Origin of the sequence: Flavobacterium kingsejongi (assembly GCF_003076475.1) — a bacterium.
Lineage (GTDB): Bacteria > Bacteroidota > Bacteroidia > Flavobacteriales > Flavobacteriaceae > Flavobacterium > Flavobacterium kingsejongi.
This window is the reverse complement of the sequence record NZ_CP020919.1, coordinates 3,353,581-3,371,701: the sequence shown is the minus strand read 5'-3', so window position 1 is coordinate 3,371,701 and position 18,121 is coordinate 3,353,581. Positions and strand designations below refer to the sequence as shown.

At 41.0% G+C, this 18,121-nt stretch carries 15 protein-coding genes; 4 read left to right on the top strand and 11 right to left on the bottom strand.

Annotation, left to right across the window (positions count from 1 at the left end; genetic code table 11):
- Window positions 1-361: 361 nt before the first annotated feature.
- The 11 genes from argH to fahA form a co-directional block, all read right to left on the bottom strand.
- Window positions 362-1,642: an argininosuccinate lyase gene (gene argH, locus FK004_RS15150; RefSeq protein ID WP_108738012.1), complete on the bottom strand. Its 1,281-nt coding sequence runs from the start codon at window positions 1,640-1,642 to the stop codon at window positions 362-364.
- A 12-nt stretch (window positions 1,643-1,654) separates the two neighbouring features.
- A complete protein-coding gene (locus FK004_RS15145) occupies window positions 1,655-2,755 on the bottom strand; it encodes a M20 family metallo-hydrolase (RefSeq protein ID WP_108738011.1) in 1,101 nt (366 codons plus the stop codon).
- A 24-nt stretch (window positions 2,756-2,779) separates the two neighbouring features.
- On the bottom strand, window positions 2,780-3,574 hold the full coding sequence (gene argB / locus FK004_RS15140) for an acetylglutamate kinase (RefSeq protein WP_108738010.1): 795 nt from the start codon (window positions 3,572-3,574) through the stop codon (window positions 2,780-2,782).
- Window positions 3,564-4,514, bottom strand: a complete 951-nt coding sequence (locus tag FK004_RS15135) for an N-acetylornithine carbamoyltransferase (protein ID WP_108738009.1) — start codon at window positions 4,512-4,514, stop codon at window positions 3,564-3,566. Before FK004_RS15135 ends, argB begins: the two co-directional genes overlap by 11 nt.
- A gap of 60 nt (window positions 4,515-4,574) precedes the next feature.
- On the bottom strand, window positions 4,575-5,714 hold the full coding sequence (locus FK004_RS15130; protein ID WP_108738008.1) for an aspartate aminotransferase family protein: 1,140 nt from the start codon (window positions 5,712-5,714) through the stop codon (window positions 4,575-4,577).
- Window positions 5,715-5,849: 135 nt separating this feature from the next.
- Entirely contained in the window at window positions 5,850-6,827 is a 978-nt protein-coding gene (gene argC, locus FK004_RS15125) for an N-acetyl-gamma-glutamyl-phosphate reductase (protein ID WP_108738007.1), read from the bottom strand.
- Complete coding sequence (locus FK004_RS15120) at window positions 6,820-8,013, bottom strand: argininosuccinate synthase (RefSeq protein ID WP_108738006.1); 1,194 nt, start codon at window positions 8,011-8,013, stop codon at window positions 6,820-6,822. The genes argC and FK004_RS15120 overlap by 8 nt, the downstream gene beginning before the upstream one ends.
- A gap of 19 nt (window positions 8,014-8,032) precedes the next feature.
- Window positions 8,033-8,653: a GNAT family N-acetyltransferase gene (locus FK004_RS15115; RefSeq protein ID WP_108738005.1), complete on the bottom strand. Its 621-nt coding sequence runs from the start codon at window positions 8,651-8,653 to the stop codon at window positions 8,033-8,035.
- A gap of 527 nt (window positions 8,654-9,180) precedes the next feature.
- Window positions 9,181-10,719: an IS1182 family transposase gene (locus FK004_RS15110; protein ID WP_108737873.1), complete on the bottom strand. Its 1,539-nt coding sequence runs from the start codon at window positions 10,717-10,719 to the stop codon at window positions 9,181-9,183.
- Between the two features lie 117 nt (window positions 10,720-10,836).
- Window positions 10,837-12,018, bottom strand: a complete 1,182-nt coding sequence (locus FK004_RS15105; protein WP_108738869.1) for a hypothetical protein — start codon at window positions 12,016-12,018, stop codon at window positions 10,837-10,839.
- 167 nt (window positions 12,019-12,185) lie between these two features.
- Entirely contained in the window at window positions 12,186-13,469 is a 1,284-nt protein-coding gene (fahA, locus tag FK004_RS15100; RefSeq protein ID WP_108738004.1) for a fumarylacetoacetase, read from the bottom strand.
- A 101-nt stretch (window positions 13,470-13,570) separates the two neighbouring features.
- Here fahA and glyA point away from each other — a divergent pair, with 101 nt between their 5' ends.
- The 4 genes from glyA to FK004_RS15080 all read left to right on the top strand — a co-directional run bounded on the left by glyA (window position 13,571) and on the right by FK004_RS15080 (window position 18,084).
- A complete protein-coding gene (glyA, locus tag FK004_RS15095; RefSeq protein ID WP_108738003.1) occupies window positions 13,571-14,845 on the top strand; it encodes a serine hydroxymethyltransferase in 1,275 nt (424 codons plus the stop codon).
- A gap of 175 nt (window positions 14,846-15,020) precedes the next feature.
- Window positions 15,021-15,614 carry a TetR/AcrR family transcriptional regulator gene (locus FK004_RS15090; protein ID WP_108738002.1) on the top strand — a complete coding sequence of 198 codons (594 nt, stop codon included), beginning with the start codon at window positions 15,021-15,023 and terminating at the stop codon, window positions 15,612-15,614.
- A 29-nt stretch (window positions 15,615-15,643) separates the two neighbouring features.
- Complete coding sequence (locus FK004_RS15085; RefSeq protein WP_475404848.1) at window positions 15,644-17,011, top strand: TolC family protein; 1,368 nt, start codon at window positions 15,644-15,646, stop codon at window positions 17,009-17,011.
- Window positions 17,012-17,025: 14 nt separating this feature from the next.
- Window positions 17,026-18,084 carry an efflux RND transporter periplasmic adaptor subunit gene (locus tag FK004_RS15080; protein ID WP_108738000.1) on the top strand — a complete coding sequence of 353 codons (1,059 nt, stop codon included), beginning with the start codon at window positions 17,026-17,028 and terminating at the stop codon, window positions 18,082-18,084.
- Window positions 18,085-18,121 lie beyond the last annotated feature (37 nt).

Sequence of the window (18,121 nt, the reverse complement as noted above, 5' to 3'; positions counted from 1 at the left end):
AATACAAAATTTGTAATGGTTTTATATTTTGTTTTTTCTACTATTATTACCGATTGGAAGTTAAAATAATCAGATGCGTTTTTTTAAGGAAGGTACAGTCGGATATTTTTAATTAAATTAATAAAACGAAATGAAAAAGAAAATGGCAAATCAGTTCATTTCAAGAAAACGATTGAAAATAATGCTTTTGGCCGGGATAAAACAGCTAAGACAGTTGTTTTGAGTTGAATTTTATGACGCTAAACCAAAAAGAATGAATTGGGCAACCTATCCTAAAGTGTAAGAATGCAGAAAGTAAGCTACATCACATTTAAATAAAACAGTATAATGAAAAACCGGCTTGTAAGCCGGTTTTTGTCGTTTAGTATTCCTGTTCCATTTTAGCGACGATTTTATCCAGGCAAAGATTGTTGATACTGCCTTCATGTGTATGTTTTGTAGCTTTTGGGGCAGTAAACGTACCGTTTTCCAGTTGTTCTGCAACGCGTTTGTAGGCGTCACGGAAAGGAACTCCCTGAGTGACCATTTCGTTTAGCGTGTCAACAGTAAACAGGTAGTCGTATTTCCTGTCGTCCAGAATAGTAGAATTTACGGTTATGTCCTGTAATGAAAAATGTAGGATTTCCAAACAGGATTTTAGCGATTCAATAGCTGGAAACAGACTTTGTTTTAGCAATTGAAAGTCACGGTGATAACCGCTTGGAAGATTGTTTGTCAATAAACTGAGTTCATAGGGTAAGGCTTGTATAATGTTACACTTACCTCGGATAAGTTCAAAAACATCCGGGTTCTTCTTATGCGGCATAATACTGGATCCTGTTGTCAGGTGTGCCGGAAGGCCTATAAAATTAAAATTCTGGCTCAGGTAAAGGCAGGTGTCCATCGCAAATTTAGATAAGGTGCTTGCCAGGGCAGCCATTGCGGTAGCCACTGCTTTTTCTGATTTTCCACGGCTCATTTGTGCCGCTACCGAATTGTATTTTAGGGTTTCAAAACCCAATAATTTTGTCGTCAGGGTACGATTGATGGGGAACGAACTGCCATAACCTGCAGCGGAACCCAAAGGATTCTGATCGGCGATTTTTAAAGCTGCATTCAGTAATGTCATATCATCAATCAGTGTTTCCGCATAGGCAGAAAACCACATTCCAAAAGAGGAAGGCATAGCAATTTGCAAATGTGTATAGCCTGGTAATAATACGTTTTTGTGGCGTTCGCTGAGGGTGATAAGCAGGTCGAAAAGTGCTTTCGTCTGGTTTTTTAATACCGAAAGCTCTGCTTTAATATAAAGCTGTACATCAGTTAACACTTGGTCATTACGCGATCGTGCAGTATGTATTTTTTTTCCGGTATCCCCTAATTTTTCGGTTAACAGGTATTCGATTTTGGAATGAACGTCTTCAAAGCTGTCTTCAATAGTAAAGTTACCTGCTTTGATGTCTGTGATGATGGTTTCCAGGGCTGCGGTGAGTTGTGCGGCTTCGTCGGTAGTAAGTAAACCGACAGTAGCCAACATCTGTGCGTGTGCGATAGAACTTTGTGCGTCATAGCGTGCCAGCACCAAATCCAGTTCGCGGTCATTGCCTACGGTAAATGCATCGATTTTCTGATCGGTTGGTATGCCTTTTTCCCAGAGTTTCATAATCTTTAGTATTTATGCGGATGCGGATGCAGCCTTGGTGTTATTGAAAAAATCGCTTAGTATAGCGGTATATAATTGGATGCCTTCTTCGATTTCACTGCGGTAAATGAATTCGTCAGCAGTGTGGGAGCGGGGTGACTGGCCTGGGCCTAGCTTTAAAGACTGGCAGCTGAGCACTGACTGATCCGAAAGCGTTGGGGAGCCATAAGTGCTCCGTCCTAATGCAATTCCAGCCTGTACCAATCTGTGGCTTTTGGCGATGGAAGAAGCATTCAGGTGTAAGGAGCGTGGCTTAACAATTGCTTTGACCTGCTGTTGGATGTGTTCCAGTATTTCGATGTTGCTGTAACAATCGTTTACACGAACATCTACAACCAATTGGCATTCGGCAGGAACAACATTGTGTTGCTTTCCGGCATTGATCTGGGTTACAGTCATTTTTACAGGGCCCAGGACTTCGGATACTTTTTCAAACGGGTAACTTTCGAACCACTGAATTACAGGTAATGCCTTGTATATAGGATTTTGGTCATTGGGATGTGCAGCATGGCCCGCAATACCTTCTACAGTCACATCAAGTACCAATAGCCCTTTTTCGGCAATAGCGAGCTGCATTTCGGTAGGTTCGCCTACAATAGCACAATCAATCTCGGGTAATAATTTAAGCAGGCTGTTGAGTCCATTGGGGCCGCTGCTTTCTTCTTCTGCTGTAGCGGCCATAATCAGGTTGTATGGCAAGTCTTCGCTTTTGTAAAAGTGGGTAAAGGTGGCCAATAGCGAAACAAGGCAGCCTCCAGCATCATTACTGCCCAGGCCAAAGATCTTTCCGTCTTTTTCGATCGCTTCAAACGGATTGAGGGTGTAGCCCTGATTGGGTTTTACGGTATCGTGATGGGAGTTAAGGAGCAGGTTTGGCTTTTTAGGATCATAGTGCAGGTTGGTTGCCCAAATGTTATTTTGATCTCTTTGGAAAATAATAGCGTTGGTAGTCATCCAGTTTTCAATGTGCAACGCTGTCTGGTCTTCTTCAGATGAAAAAGAAGGCGTGGCAATAAGCTGTTTGAGTAAGGCTATGGCTTCCTGTGTGAGTTGTGTAATCGTTTTGGTAGTCATGTAAATTATTTTGTTATAATAGGATCAGGCAGGCTGATGGATAATTTTGGTGTACACTGCATTGCCGGATTTTAATATTTCGGGATTACCAATACTGATTGCCGCTACACCTTGTTGCAAGGCGTGAAAGCAGTTGTCTAATTTGGGAAGCATGCCCGAATGAATCTGTCCATTATTTTTCAGGTTTTCATAAGTCGTATAATCCAGTTCGGAAATATAAGAATTATTGTCTTCGGCATTTTGTAAAACACCATTTTTTTCGAAGCAATAGACCAGCCGAACTTTGAAATTCCCGGATAGTGCTATGGCCAATGCCGCTGCAATTGTATCCGCATTAGTGTTGAGTAGCTGCCCGTGCCCATCATGAGTAATTGCGGAAAATACAGGAACAAGACCAATGTGGAGCAGTTGTTCTATTGCTATTGCATTGACTGTGCTAATGTCCCCCACAAAACCAAAATCAATGGTTTCAACTTTTCGTTTTATAGCAGCGATCAGATTTCCACCAGCACCGGAACAGCCGATAGCGTTGCATTGCATGGCTTGTAAAGCAGCAGTAACGGACTGGTTGATAAGTCCGGCGTAGGTCATTACAGCGACTTCAAGCATGGCTTTATTTGTGATTCTTCTTCCATTTGAAAATAAAGGTTTTAATCCTAAATTTTCTGCGGTTTTTGTTGCTGTTTTTCCACCACCATGAACCATTATTTTAAGTCCTTCCAGCATACTGAAATCCTGCAGGAAGTTTTGAAGTGCCTGGGCATCATCCAATATATTTCCGCCAATTTTCACAATTGTGAGTGGGGTTTTATTTTGCATCTTCCAGTATTTTTTTCAGGATCGCCTGTGCGGCAAAGGTCCTGTTGTTGGCTTGTGGAATTACAATCGAAGCGGGGCTGTCCAAGACGGCATCGGTAACGACCAGGTTACGGCGTACCGGAAGGCAGTGCATGAACTTGGCTTCATTAGTGAGTGCCATCTTTTCGGAAGAAATAGTCCAGTTGGTGTCTGTAGAGAGGATTTTACCATAATCGGAATAGGAACTCCAGTTTTTGGCATAGATAAAATCGGCATCTTTAAAAGCAGCATCCTGATCGTAAGTAATTACACTGCCTTGGGTGATTTCGGGATTGAGTTCGTAACCTTCAGGGTGGGTAATCACAAAGTCAACATCAGCCAATTGCATGATTTTTACAAAAGAGTTGGGTACCGAATGGGGCAGGGCCTTACAATGTGGCGCCCAGCTCAAAACTACCTTAGGTCGTTTTACGGTTTTATATTCGGTGATAGTCAGGGCATCGGCGACCGATTGCAAGGGATGTTCGGACGAACCTTCCAGACTGACTACCGGTACAGTAGCATATTTTAAAAATGCAGAGAGTACATATTCAGAGGCGTCTTTTTCTTTGTCGACCAGGCTGGGAAAACTTCGTACGGCTATAATGTCGCAATATTGAGAAATGACCTGTGCCGCTTCTTTAATATGCTCCGATTTGCTGCCATTCATGATGGCGCCATCTTCAAATTCCAGGCTCCAACCGTCAGCATTCAGGTCCATCACAATCGGATGCATGCCTAAATTAGTCGCTGCTTTTTGTGTACTCAGTCGGGTTCTCAGGCTGGGATTGAAGAATAAAAGGCCTATGGTTTTATGTTGTCCCAAAGCATTATCGGCCAATGGGGCGGCTTTTATTTTTTGTGCCGATGCCAGGAGCGCTTCCAGGTCGGTGATATCATTTACGGAAGTGAAATTCTTCATAGTGAATTAATTTTATATCCTGATTAAAAGATAATTATGATTAAACAATTAATGTATTGATTAAAGTCCTAATTCTTCGAGCGCATGCTGAAGCCCGATGGTAAACTGGTCGATTTCTTTCGCTGTAATAGATAGCGGTGGCAGGATACGCAAGAGGTTTTTCTGTGAGGCATTCCCGGTAAAAATAAATTCTTCGTAGATAAGTTGCTTACGCAACGCAGCGATTTCAAAATCAAATTCCAATCCCAGCATCAGGCCTTTGCCCTTGATGTTTTTTACTTGTGGAATCTCAGCCATTTTCTCCCTCAAATAAGCGCTTTGTGCTATCACATTCGCGATCAGGTTTTCATTGGTTATAGTATCCAGAACGGCAAGGGCAGCGGCACAACTGAGGTGGTTACCTCCAAAAGTAGTGCCTAACAATCCGTGGGAAGCTTTGAATTTGGGTGAAATGAGTATCCCTCCAATTGGAAAACCATTACCCATCCCTTTGGCTACCGAAATGATATCGGGCTGGATGTTGTGGTGCTGGTGGGCAAAAAACTTTCCGGAACGTCCGTAGCCACTCTGGATCTCGTCAAGGATAAGCACCACATTGTGTTCGTGGCATAACTGCTGTAATTCCTGGAAAAAAGCAGTCGTTCCTTCGTCCAGGCCACCAACACCCTGAATACCTTCGATGATTACGGCTGTAATATCGCCGCCCTGCAAAGCGGCTTTTAGTGCGTCGCTGTCATTTAAAGGGAGGAAGATTACAGCATGTCCTGCATTTACCGGTGCTACGATAGCCGGATTGTCGGTAGTGGCAACAGCGGCAGAGGTACGGCCATGGAAACTTTTATGAAAGGCAATAACTTTTGATTTCCCATTGTGGAAAGAGGCCAGTTTTAGTGCATTTTCATTAGCTTCTGCTCCGGAATTGCACAAAAACAGGCTGTAGTCGGTGTAACCGGAAAGCTGGGCCAATTGTTTCGCTACTTTTTCCTGTAGTGGATTCTGGATGGAATTGGAATAAAATCCTATTTTCTGTACCTGTTCCTCAATCGCCGTAACATATGCAGGGTGGGAATGCCCGATGGAGATTACACCGTGACCTCCGTAGAAGTCAAGGTACTGCTGGCCTTTATCATCCCAGACTTTGGCTCCGGAGGCTTTAACAGGGGTAATTTGATATATTGGATAAACGTCGAATAAACTCATGATGTTTTTTGTTTTTATAAAAATAAAGGTTCTTGTTTAGCCCCGATGGCACCAATATCCTTTTTTCTTTTCGAAAAAAGATAACGGGAACAGCGGGACACGAGGGGTGATGCAACCGAAACGACTGCTCCAAATCTAAAATCCTGCAGGTTTTAGCCGTAATCCGGTGGTTTCTTCCAGCCCGAACATCAGGTTCATATTTTGTACTGCCTGCCCGGAAGCTCCTTTCAACAGGTTATCTATAACGGAGGTAAGCAATACATAGGCCCCTTTTTTTTCGATGCTGATGATGCATTTGTTGGTTTGTACGACCTGCTTCAGGTTGATCGCGGCATTGGTAACTGTTACAAAAGGCTGGGTACTATAAAATTCCTGGTATGCCTCAGTGATCGCTTCCAATGACTGATCGGTCTTGGTATATAGTGTCGCAAATATGCCTCGCGTAAAATCGCCACGATTGGGAATAAAAATCAATTCCGTAGCAGGATTCCCCTGTAGTTGTTCGAGGCTTTGTCCGATTTCGTCCAGGTGCTGGTGTTCAAAGGCTTTGTAATGTGACATGTTGCCGGTACGCCACGGGTGGTGTGAACTGGCGGAAGGTTGTACTCCTGCGCCTGTACTGCCTGTTGTAGCATTGATGTGTATGGGATGTTGCAACTCCTTTTGGGCGGCTAAAGGGAGCAACGCCAATTGGATCGCCGTTGCAAAACATCCGGGATTTGCGATATACTTCGCTGTAGCAATGTTATTTTTATTGAGTTCCGGGAGGCCATAAACAAACGGTGTATCTTGAAAAACAGCTTCATTTATCAGCCTGAAGTCATTGCTTAAATCAATGATTCGGGTATGGTAGGCAAAAGGATGCTGTGCTAAAAAAGCTTTTGACTTCCCATGACCCAGGCATAAAAATACCAGATTCACTTCCGGATTTATGGTGTCGGTAAAGATAAGTGCAGTATCACCCAATAAATCCTGGTGTACAGAAGCTATCGGTTTGCCGGCATTGGTCGTACTAAAAACGAAGTCAATAGCAGCGTTGGGGTGGTGAACCAGCAGGCGTAGCAATTCGCCTGCGGTATAACCTGAACCTCCTATTATTCCGATATTAATCATAACTGATGTCGTTTACATGTGAATAAATGGCCTGGGCATTCCCCAGGATTTTGATAAAGCCTTTGGCGTCTTCTGCCGACCAGGCATTGTTGGTTTCCCCATACTGTCCGAAGCCCGAGTTCATAAGGTCGTGCGCTGATGTGATGCCGTCCAGCGAAAAATGATATGGTTTCAGGCTTACGGTAACAGTACCGGTAACCGTTTTTTGTGTGTCTTCCAGGAAAGATTCGATATTGCGCATTACAGGATCCAGGAATTGCCCTTCGTGGAACAGCATGCCGTACCAGTTTCCTAATTGTTCTTTCCAGTATTGTTGCCATTTGCCCAATACATGTTTTTCCAGCAGATGGTGTGCTTTTATAATAATAATCGGAGCCGCAGCTTCAAATCCAACACGTCCCTTGATACCGATAATGGTATCGCCAACATGGATATCCCTGCCAATAGCATAGGCGCTGGCCAGTTTTTCCAGTTTGGTAATATTGGCGGTAGGTTTGTCCGACACACCATTGATGGCTGTTAGTTCTCCCTTTTCAAATTGCAGGGTTACTTTTTCTGTGCCTTCTTTTTGTAATTGGGAAGGATAAGCGGCATCGGGCAGTGGAAGGTTGGATACTAAAGTTTCCTTTCCGCCTACGCTCGTGCCCCATATTCCTTTATTGATTGAATACTGTGCTTTTTCCCAGGAATATTCCACACCGTTATTTTGCAGGTATTGCATTTCTTCCTGACGGGATAATTTCAGGTCACGGATGGGTGTAACGATTTCCATTTCAGGTGCAATGGTCTGGAAGATCAGGTCAAAACGAATCTGGTCATTTCCGGCTCCGGTGCTGCCATGCGCCAGCGCTGATGCTCCGATGCTTTTGGCATATTTCACGGTTTCAATCGCCTGAAAAACACGCTCAGCACTTACAGATAGTGGATAAGTGTTGTTTTTTAAAACATTTCCATACACTAAGTATTTGATGGCTTTTTCATAATAATGATCAACTATATCAAGATTAGTGTGCTTTGCACTCCCCAGGGCTAATGCTCTTTCTTGGATGGCTTCCAGTTCGGCAGCGTCAAAACCACCGGTATTCACCAGTACAGTATGTACTTCGTAGTGTAGTTCTTTTTGTAAATAGGTCAGGCAGTAAGAGGTATCTAATCCGCCGCTATAGGCTAAAACAATTGTTTTCATGAGTATATTGTTGTAGTTGTTATTTTTCTTTTTTTAGGAAAAGGGTTTGTTTTATATTTTTTAAGCGGGTAAGGACCTTTTTGTTAAAGGTATATTGGTCTTCTTCCTCGCGTTGTTTCGGGTCGTATAACATTCCGGTGCACAGGCACATCTTATAGTCTTTACGCTGGAGTATATCAAAATTGGTACATCCGCTACAGCCTTTCCAGAAACTCGGATCATCTGTTAGTTCTGAAAACGGGACGGGTTTGTAGCCTAGGTCGGAATTGATTTTCATCACCGCCAATCCAGTTGTGATTCCAAAGATTTTGGCACCCGGGAATTTCTCCTGGGAATATTCAAAAACACGGGTTTTGATTTTCTTGGCCAGTCCGAGGTTTCTGAAATCGGGATGTACGATTAATCCTGAATTGGCGACAAATTTTCCGTGCTGCCAGCTTTCGATATAACAAAAACCGGCAAACTTACCGTCAGCCAATGCAATAATAGCATCTTTGTTTTCCATCTTTTTCTGGACATATTCGGGCGTTCGCTTCGCAATCCCGGTACCTCGCAATAGGGCAGATGCCTCAATGGTATCACAAATTTCCTGTGCATATTTGTAATGCTCTTCCTGAGCAATAATGATGGATACATTCATTTAAAAATGTATAATAGGATTAAATAAAAGGGTAAAGACAAGTTTCGGAAGTAGGGAATCGGACGCACCAATTCCTAAATAGTATAGAGACCTTACGGCCGGAATAGCATCCGGAAGGCAGAAAATTGTAGGGTAAAACTATGTAATGTCTTGGAAGTGGTACTCCCGGAAAAAGATTGTGATGTTTTCAAAATCTTGATGTAAAAAATGAATAAACTATTTTAAGACGGTACTTTGGCGGATTATATAGAGAATATCCGCACAACCCGAGAAGTTTCCCGTAGTTGTTTCCGTAATAGCATAGTGATATGTTGCACTTTTTTATTCATCAGGCCGCAAATGTAAAACTATTTTGTTAGAATCCAAGTTAAAATGAGATTAAAATAGTTGCAAACTTATTTTATCAGCATAGAATAATTTTAAAATAAAAAAGAAGCCGTCTCAAAACAAATTTTGAGACGGTTTTTTTATTTGATACAATTTTGGATTTTAACTATCTAGATTTTAACGGGAGTAAAAAATTGCCTTTATGCTGCAATTTTCTTTCTTAAGTTGTGACCTAAAGCCATTAATCCGAATTCTAATTCTACTTTTTGAAGTCCTTTTAAAGAAAACCGTCTAAAACCGTTATTATGCTTGAGTTGAGCGAATACAGGCTCTACATCGGCAGAGCGTTGCTTTCTTCTTTGTATTCCTATTTCACTTAGTAGTAATTCCCTTGCTTGTTGTTTATGTCTTTCAAGGTTGTGGTTTCGCTCGATGCTTCTGTTTCCCTGAGCTTTAAAACATTGACCTCGAAGTGAACAGCCTTCACAGTTTTTGGCCTGATAATGCGATAAGGTTTGGGTGTATCCTGTAGTTGTTGTTTTCTGGTTTTGATATGTTTTATGCATTTTTTGTCCCATTGGACATACATAATAGTCTTCTTCTGGATTGTAATAGAGATTTTCCTTGCTAAAAGCCTTGTGTTTCTTTTGGTAGTTTTGATCTTGTTCTTTTTCAAAAGTATTATACTTCACAAAAGCTTTGAGTTTCTTCTGTTTCAGATAATCGTAGTTTTCTTCACTTCCATAACCTGCGTCAGTAGTTATTTCTTTTATCTTTTTAAATAATTTTTTACCAAAGGTTTGTTCCAAATTTTCTAAATGAGGCTGGAGTGTTTTAGTATCGGTCGGATTTTGGTGGATGGTATAATGAACAATGATCTGATTTTGTGTAGATATTTGAGTATTATAAGCTGGTTTGAGCTGTCCGTTTAACATATGGTCTTCTTTCATGCGCATAAAAGTAGCCTGGGTGTCAGTTTTGCTGTAACTGTTTCTTTCTCCCAGAATAGCTTCTTGCTTTTCATACTTTTCAAGATTGGAAGTAAAATTATTTTTTATGTAGCGTAATTTAGCTTTTGCTTTAGAACTGGTCTTTTCATTACCAGAGAGTTTGGCATCTATTTTAGCTACAGTTTTCTCAATTACCTCTTTGCTGATTTCTTTGAACTCTGTTGGTTCCGGGTTGGGGTCATCTTCATTGTCGATACTTTGGGCATAGTTCCATAATTCTTCCAACTGGGTGAGCATTTTTGCTTTATTGGTTTTTATGCTCTTACCCCACACAAAAGTGTACCTGCCGGCCTGAGCTTCTATTTTTGTTCCGTCGGTATAAATTTGTTTTAGATTCACCAGTCCTTCTGAGGCCAACATCAAAACTACCTGCTTGAAGATTTCTTTAAAACTCTCTTTTAGTTTATCACTTCTAAATCTATTAATTGTATTATGATCAACAATAGTCATAGAAGTAAGCCACATAAAATTGATATTCTCACGAAGTGCAAGTTCTATCTTTCTCGAAGAATAGATATTAGTCATATAAGCATACAACATCACTTTGAGTAACATCTTTGGATGATATCCAGGATTACCTTCTTTACTGTACGCTTTTAAAAGAGGCTGGATATTAAGGGATTCCACAACTTGGTCAACTATTCGAACCGCATGTGTATGTGGAATTAAATCATCAAACGAATAAGGTAGAAGCATCGTTTGTTGTTGGTTATAATGTTTGAATCTCATATATAATCAGCTGTTTATCACTGATTAAATTTACAAAATTGCATATAAAAATACAAACTAAAAAAAAAGAAGCTGACTCAGTTTTGAGACAGCTTCTTATAAATCAGCGGTTTTGGATTACTGTCGAAATTGATTCTGATTCAGAATATTTTTCAGTTTTAGTTTTAAATTTTCGCCTGTATCATATACCATTTGCTCATTACTTGGGAAAGGCATAGCGCCTCTCATGAAATAAATATAATAACTCTGTTCGATAGCATCCTTATCGCCTTTGTATCCTGCATAGACATTTTCGAAGACCGAACGACTGCTTAAAGGAAAGCTTTGTATCAGCTGGTTGGAGCGCAGGTCAATATAATCTACCTGTGCATTAAGCTGTGTGGATTTAAACTGTACGACCTCACGTACTATGGCGCGAAGCGTGACTATACGATCTACCTGAATGGCTTTACCAAGGCTGTCTTTTACGACATTCCCACGGCTGTCCAATAGGTTCTGATAGCCATCTTTGATTTGCCGCTCTCTGGTAAATTCCTTTTCGCTTACTTGTTCCGGTGAAATCAAAATATTTCTGAAATTAATAGCTAAACCATAATCATAGTATACATTTTTTTGTTGCGTATTGTGGTATACCGTCCATTTGTCATCAAGGCCATAGGTACTAAAATCGAGCAAGTCCCTTTCCAGCTGTACCGGAATTACACTATTGGTTTGGTTTTGAGCATACACCCTCACGAAATCAGTACCTTTAAACTGGGCTTCTTCCATCAGTTTTCGGGTATCTTTATAATTGGGGTTGATTTGTTCCAGGTAGGCAAAATCATCATAAGCACGACGGAAAGCCATTTTGTCATTGGTCAGTAATAGTGCTTTGGAATTGGCATACAGGTGTTTGGAAAGCGCATCTCTGCTACTGATTATTTTTGCGAAATAGTCATCAAAAGGAAAAATAGCATCTCGTTTTTCACGAATCAGCGGGAGTGGGAGTATGGGGCGTATTTTTTCCTGGCGTTCTTTCAGCTGTACATAAGTGACGTAGATTCTTTCCAGGTTATTGGGATTGGCCTCCCGAACCATGAAATCAATATCACGCAAGTCACGCTCTTTGGCTTTGGCAAAGGCTTCTTCCAGTAAATAAATATAATCCTGCTTGCCCTTGGACGTTTTATTGGTACGGAGATTATTGATCGCCTTGTCAATAGCGCCGTCAAAATCGCCAGAGCTGATCATATTAGTAGTTTGGCGGACACCACAGCTTACTAAAAGTGCTGCTACAATCAAAAAAGTAATTTTTTTCATGATACGGATTATTTGTGCAAAAGTAATTTTTTTCACCTGCTGTTGTGCATTTTGTTTTTAACTTTCTTAAAGTGATTTAACAGTAATTGTGCCACGATTTTTTAAGGCATAAAAAAACCTCACCAATGCAGGGCAAAGGGAGGTTTTGAGGCTATTTTTTTTTTGAATTATTTCCGAACAAAAGGGGGTAACAGTTTACTGCTTACTTCACCAAATCCAATGCGAACCAGGTCATTCTGGCAATATCCGGTCATGGTTACCGTATCGCCATCGTTGATGAATTTACGTTCCGTTCCATCTTTCATGGTGATTGGATTTTTTCCGCCCCAGGTCAATTCCAGCATAGAACCGAAGCTATCCGGAGTGCTGCCTGAAATCGTTCCTGATCCCATCATATCGCCGGAATTTACCCGACACCCATTTACAGTATGGTGAGTCAATTGCTGGCTCATGGTCCAGTACATGTATTTAAAATTTGATTTTGAAAGTAAGGTCGGCGCTACATTCTCCGGAGCGATAGTTACTTCAAGATTGATGTCAAAAGCATGGTCACCTTCCTGTTGCAGGTACGCTAACGGTTTTGGTTCCTGTACCGGGCTTGAAGTCCTGAAAGGCTCTAAAGCGTCCAGAGTTACAATCCATGGTGAAATGGAAGAAGCGAAATTTTTAGCCAGGAATGGCCCAAGTGGCACATATTCCCATTTCTGGATGTCGCGGGCACTCCAGTCATTCAGCAATACCATCCCAAAGATGTATTCTTCCGCTTCTTCAATGGGAATATTTTCACCCATAATATTAGCGTCGGTAGTAATAAATGCTGTTTCCAGTTCAAAATCAACCAATCGGGAAGGCCCAAAAACAGGTTGTGTCTCACCATTTGGAAGCGTTTGCCCCATAGGGCGATGTACCGGGATACCGGATGGAATGATAGTAGAACTCCTGCCGTGATAGCCTACCGGGATATGAACCCAGTTGGGTAATAAGGCATTGTCCGGATCGCGGAACATCTTACCAACATTGGTCGCATGTTCTTTACTGGAATAAAAATCGGTATAATCACCAATTAGGATGGGAAGCTGCATTTCTACATCTTCTATGTTGAAAATCACCACATCTCTGTGTGATGTATTGTCTCGTAATTCGGGATTGTTCTGGTCAAAAATATCGGCGATACGGTTGCGTACCAGGCGCCATGTTTTTTTTCCGTCTGAAATAAAATCATTTAGGGTATCCTGCATGAACATATCATCCGTCAGTTCGATTCCTTCGAAATAACTCAATTGCTGGAGTGCACCCAAATCAATTGCATAATTGCCGATCCGGGTTCCGATGGTCACGACATGTTCCTTGGTTAAAAAGACGCCGAAGGGTATGTTCTGAATAGGGAAATCACTATTTTCAGGGACCTGAAGCCAGGATTTTCTATCAGGATTATTAGCTGTTATTGGCATTTTTAGTTTGTTTATAATTTCGTTATCAAATATATTGTTATCTATGAATTTACAAAACCATTTTTGTATTTTTGTCACCAAACTTAACGAAAAATTATCAGATGCAACGCGACGAACAAATTTTTGACTTAATTCTTGAAGAACAAGAGCGCCAGATTCACGGACTGGAACTTATCGCTTCGGAAAATTTTGTAAGTGATCAGGTATTGGAAGCAGCAGGTTCCATACTAACGAATAAATATGCTGAAGGTTACCCAGGCAAAAGATACTACGGCGGATGTGAAGTAGTCGATGTTATTGAGCAGATTGCTATTGACAGAGCTAAAGCATTGTTTGGTGCAGAATATGCCAATGTTCAGCCTCACTCCGGATCACAAGCCAATACGGCTGTTTACCATGCCTGCCTGAAACCAGGTGATAAAATCTTAGGATTTGACCTGTCTCATGGTGGCCACTTAACACACGGTTCTCCGGTGAATTTCTCCGGTAGATTATACAATCCGGTATTTTATGGTGTAGACAAAGAAACAGGCGTTTTAAACTATGATAAAATTCAGGAAATTGCGACCAAAGAACAACCAAAATTAATTATTGCCGGTGCTTCTGCTTATTCCAGAGATATGGATTTTGAGCGTTTCCGAGTGATTGCAGACAGTGTAGGAGCAATCCTTATGGCTGATATTTCGCACCCGGCAGGATTAATTGCCAAAGGGTTGATGAATGATCCAATGCCACATTGCCATATCGTTACGACCACTACGCATAAAACATTACGCGGACCACGAGGTGGGATGATCATGATTGGGAAGGATTTTGAAAATCCTTTCGGTATCAAAACTCCAAAAGGGGAAATCCGTATGATGTCTTCTCTAATTGATGGTGCCGTATTTCCTGGAAACCAGGGCGGGCCTTTAGAGCATATCATCGCTGCAAAAGCAGTAGCTTTTGGCGAAGCGTTATCCGATGAATTTTTCACATACGCCCGCCAACTGCAGAAAAATGCTAAAGCGATGGCAGCAGCATTTGTAAAAAGAGGATATGATATCATCTCTGGTGGTACCGATAATCACATGATGCTAATCGATTTGAGAAATAAAAATATCTCAGGGAAAGATGCTGAAAATGCATTGGTAAAAGCAGAAATTACAGTAAACAAAAATATGGTGCCTTTTGATGACAAATCACCATTTGTTACTTCCGGGATCCGTGTGGGTACAGCAGCAATTACTACCCGTGGACTTTTAGAAGCTGATATGGAAACTATAGTAGACCTTATTGACAGGGTAATTATGGACCATACCAATGAAGAATTATTGGAGCAAATTGCGGATGAAGTAAACGATATGATGAGCGAAAGGCCAATTTTCGTTTTCTAATACAGAACCTATTTTTATTAAATCCCCATGCCAATTTAGGTATGGGGGATTTTTTTTGTCCTATTGCCTACTGGACGAAAACGATATAATGTTAACTGTTTGTTAAATTAAGCTTTGACAAAATTGTCAAATTAAATTATTCAATAATTTTGTCTAACAAAAATGTCAAACTATTATGTCAATAACGAATAAAGATGCTACAGAACAGCTGATTAAGGATACAGCGAAGCGATTATTTTTTGGCGAGGGGCGTTTTAATGCGACCACACAGGAAATAGCAGATGCAGCAGGAGTGAACAGAACGCTTATCAATTATTACTTCAGGTCCCGTAATGCTTTATTTGATCTTGTATTTCTTGATGCACAGGAAAAAGAACAACAACGATCGGAAGCTATTATATTCTCCGAACTGCCTTTTAAAGCGAAAATAGAAGAGTTCATTGATGATTCCTTTATTATGGCGAAAGAATATCCTTATATGGAGATCTATTTAGTTACCCAGTTCAACCAGGGCTGTTTCTTTAAAAACCCGGAAGATATGGAACGTTTACTGGCTAAGTTTTATGAAGAATTTGAAGTCGAAATGAACAAAGGCACAATCGATAAGATGGATCCGATCCAGTTTATACTAAATATGATCTCCCTGATTTCCTTTCCCATATCCATGCGGCCGCTGTTTCAGCAGACGATGCGCATAAGCGACGAGGATTATGAAAAAATACTGAAAGATCGCAAAGAAATTATATTGAATACCCTTTTTAAAAAGTAATGTCTAACCCAATTATATACTAACGAGTAATGAAAATAATACCCAACTTTTCGATAGCTAAAATGTCAGTCGCCGGTTTGCTGATGGCATTTTTATTTTCGGGAAGCATAGTTGCACAAAAAAGAAGCCTGACGCTGAAAGATGCAATTACTTATGCTTTGGAAAACAAATCGGATGCCAAGAAATCAAGGCTGCAAATAGAAAACAGCCAATACCAGATTGAGGAGGTCCGTTCCCGGGCATTACCGCAAATCTCTGCAACAGGTAGCCTGATGTACAATCCAATCCTTCAATTGAATGCTATTGATGCAAGTGCATTCGGTGGTGGATCAGGAGTGCTTTTAGCCGCATTAGGGCAAAAGTGGAGTTCAACGGCAGGACTGAACCTGACCCAGAATATTTTTGACCAGTCGATCTTTACCGGATTAAAAGCGGCTAAAACGACCCGTGAGTTCTATCAGGTCAATGCACAGCTTACCGACGAACAGGTAATCGAACGTGTTGCCAATAACTATTATAATGTCTATGTCCAAAGGCAGAAACTTACTGTAGTAGACAGCAATTATGTAAACACGAGTAAAGTCAAAAATATTATCAAAGGACAGTATGATAACGGCCTGGCAAAAAAGATTGACCTGGATCGTATTATGGTAAAACTGTACAATATCGATACACAACGCCAACAATTGAAAAACGCGGTACAACTTCAGGAAAATACCCTGAAATTCTACATGGGTATGCCTATTGCAACCCCGATTGAACTTCCGGTGACGGAATTTGAATTGTCTCCGCAAATATTAGGGGAAACCCCGGATGCTACCCAGAGAACGGATTATATTTTGTTGAAAACACAGGAAAAACTGTTAGAATACCAAAAGAAAGCAGTACAGGCAGGCTATTATCCAACACTGGCACTGACGGCAGGCTACAATTATATCGGTCAGGGACCTGAAATGCCATGGTTCAAACCTACTGCGGATAAAGTATACTGGTCTGATTATTCTTCTATTGGATTAAACCTGCACATCCCGATTTTTACCGGTTTTGGAACGCGTGCCAAAGTACGCCAGGCAGATGTTGACCTGAGAAAATTGGAAGAAGATATGAAGGATACCAAATTATCATTGGAACTGGCGTATGAAAATTCCAGAACACAGATTGACAACAGTATTGTAACCATCAATAACCAAAAGCAAAATCTGAAACTGGCACAGGAAGTACTAGATGATACCAAAAACAACTATTATAACGGACTGGCTTCTTTAACCGATTTGTTAGATGGTGAAAACTCTCTGGTGGAAGCCCAGAACAATTATACTTCTGCTTTACTGGATTACAGGCTGGCAGAAATTCAGCTGATCAAAGCTAAAGGAGAATTAAAAACACTTATCAATTAATCATAACCAAGAAAATGAAAAAAGTATTATATATCGTAATCGGAATTGCAGCTATAGGGCTTGTTGCATATATCCTGATGAATAACAAAAAGAAAAATGAAGCCGATACGGCGATAGTAGGAGAGAAGAATGCTTCTATTGCTGTTCGTACCGATACCATCAAACTGGAGAAAATTGCTGCGGATTATGTAGCCAATGGAAACTTTATCCCATTACAGGAATTGAACTTCCAGGCCGAAAACTCCGGAAGAGTGGTAAAAGTATTGGTTAAAGAAGGAAGTCCGGTTAGTATTGGGCAGACTTTAGCGGTTATCAAAGGTGATCAGCTTTCTATTGAAGTATCCAATGCCAATGCTGCTTACCAAAATGCATTGACTGACAGCCAGCGTTATGAAAATGCTTTCAAAACCGGTGGGGTAACCAGGCAACAACTGGATCAGGCAAAACTGGCCCTGGTGAACGCTAAGGCTAAATTGCAACAGGCCAATATCACTTTTGGAGATGCTACAATAAAATCATCCATTAATGGAATTGTGAACAAAAAAAGTGTAGAGCCAGGAACTGTAGTGGCTCCGGGGACACAATTATTCGAATTAGTGAATGTATCCAAACTGAAACTGAAAGTAACAGTAGATGAAAGTCATATTGCAACTTTAAAAGTTGGAAGTACAGTTAAAGTAACAGCCAGCGTATATCCTGATAAAGAATTTACAGGAAAAATTACATTCATCGCGCCAAAAGCAGATGAATCCCTGAACTTCCCGGTTGAAATCGAAATTACCAACAATGCTAACAATGACCTCAAAGCAGGTATGTATGGAACAGCCGTATTTACTTCTGCAGCAGACCAGACACCAGTACTTACGGTTTCCAGAAATGCCTATGTGGGTAGTGTGAGCAGCAACCAGGTATTTGTAGTGAATGGCGACAAAGTGCGATTGACAAAAATCGTTTCCGGCAGAAACTTCGGAGATAAGGTAGAAGTGCTAAGCGGATTAAAAGAAGGCGATATCGTTGTGGTCAGCGGGCAAATCAACCTGACAGACGGAGCGCAAATATCAGTCGTTAAATAGCGTATCCTTTGGCATTGCCAATAATTATAAAAAACAG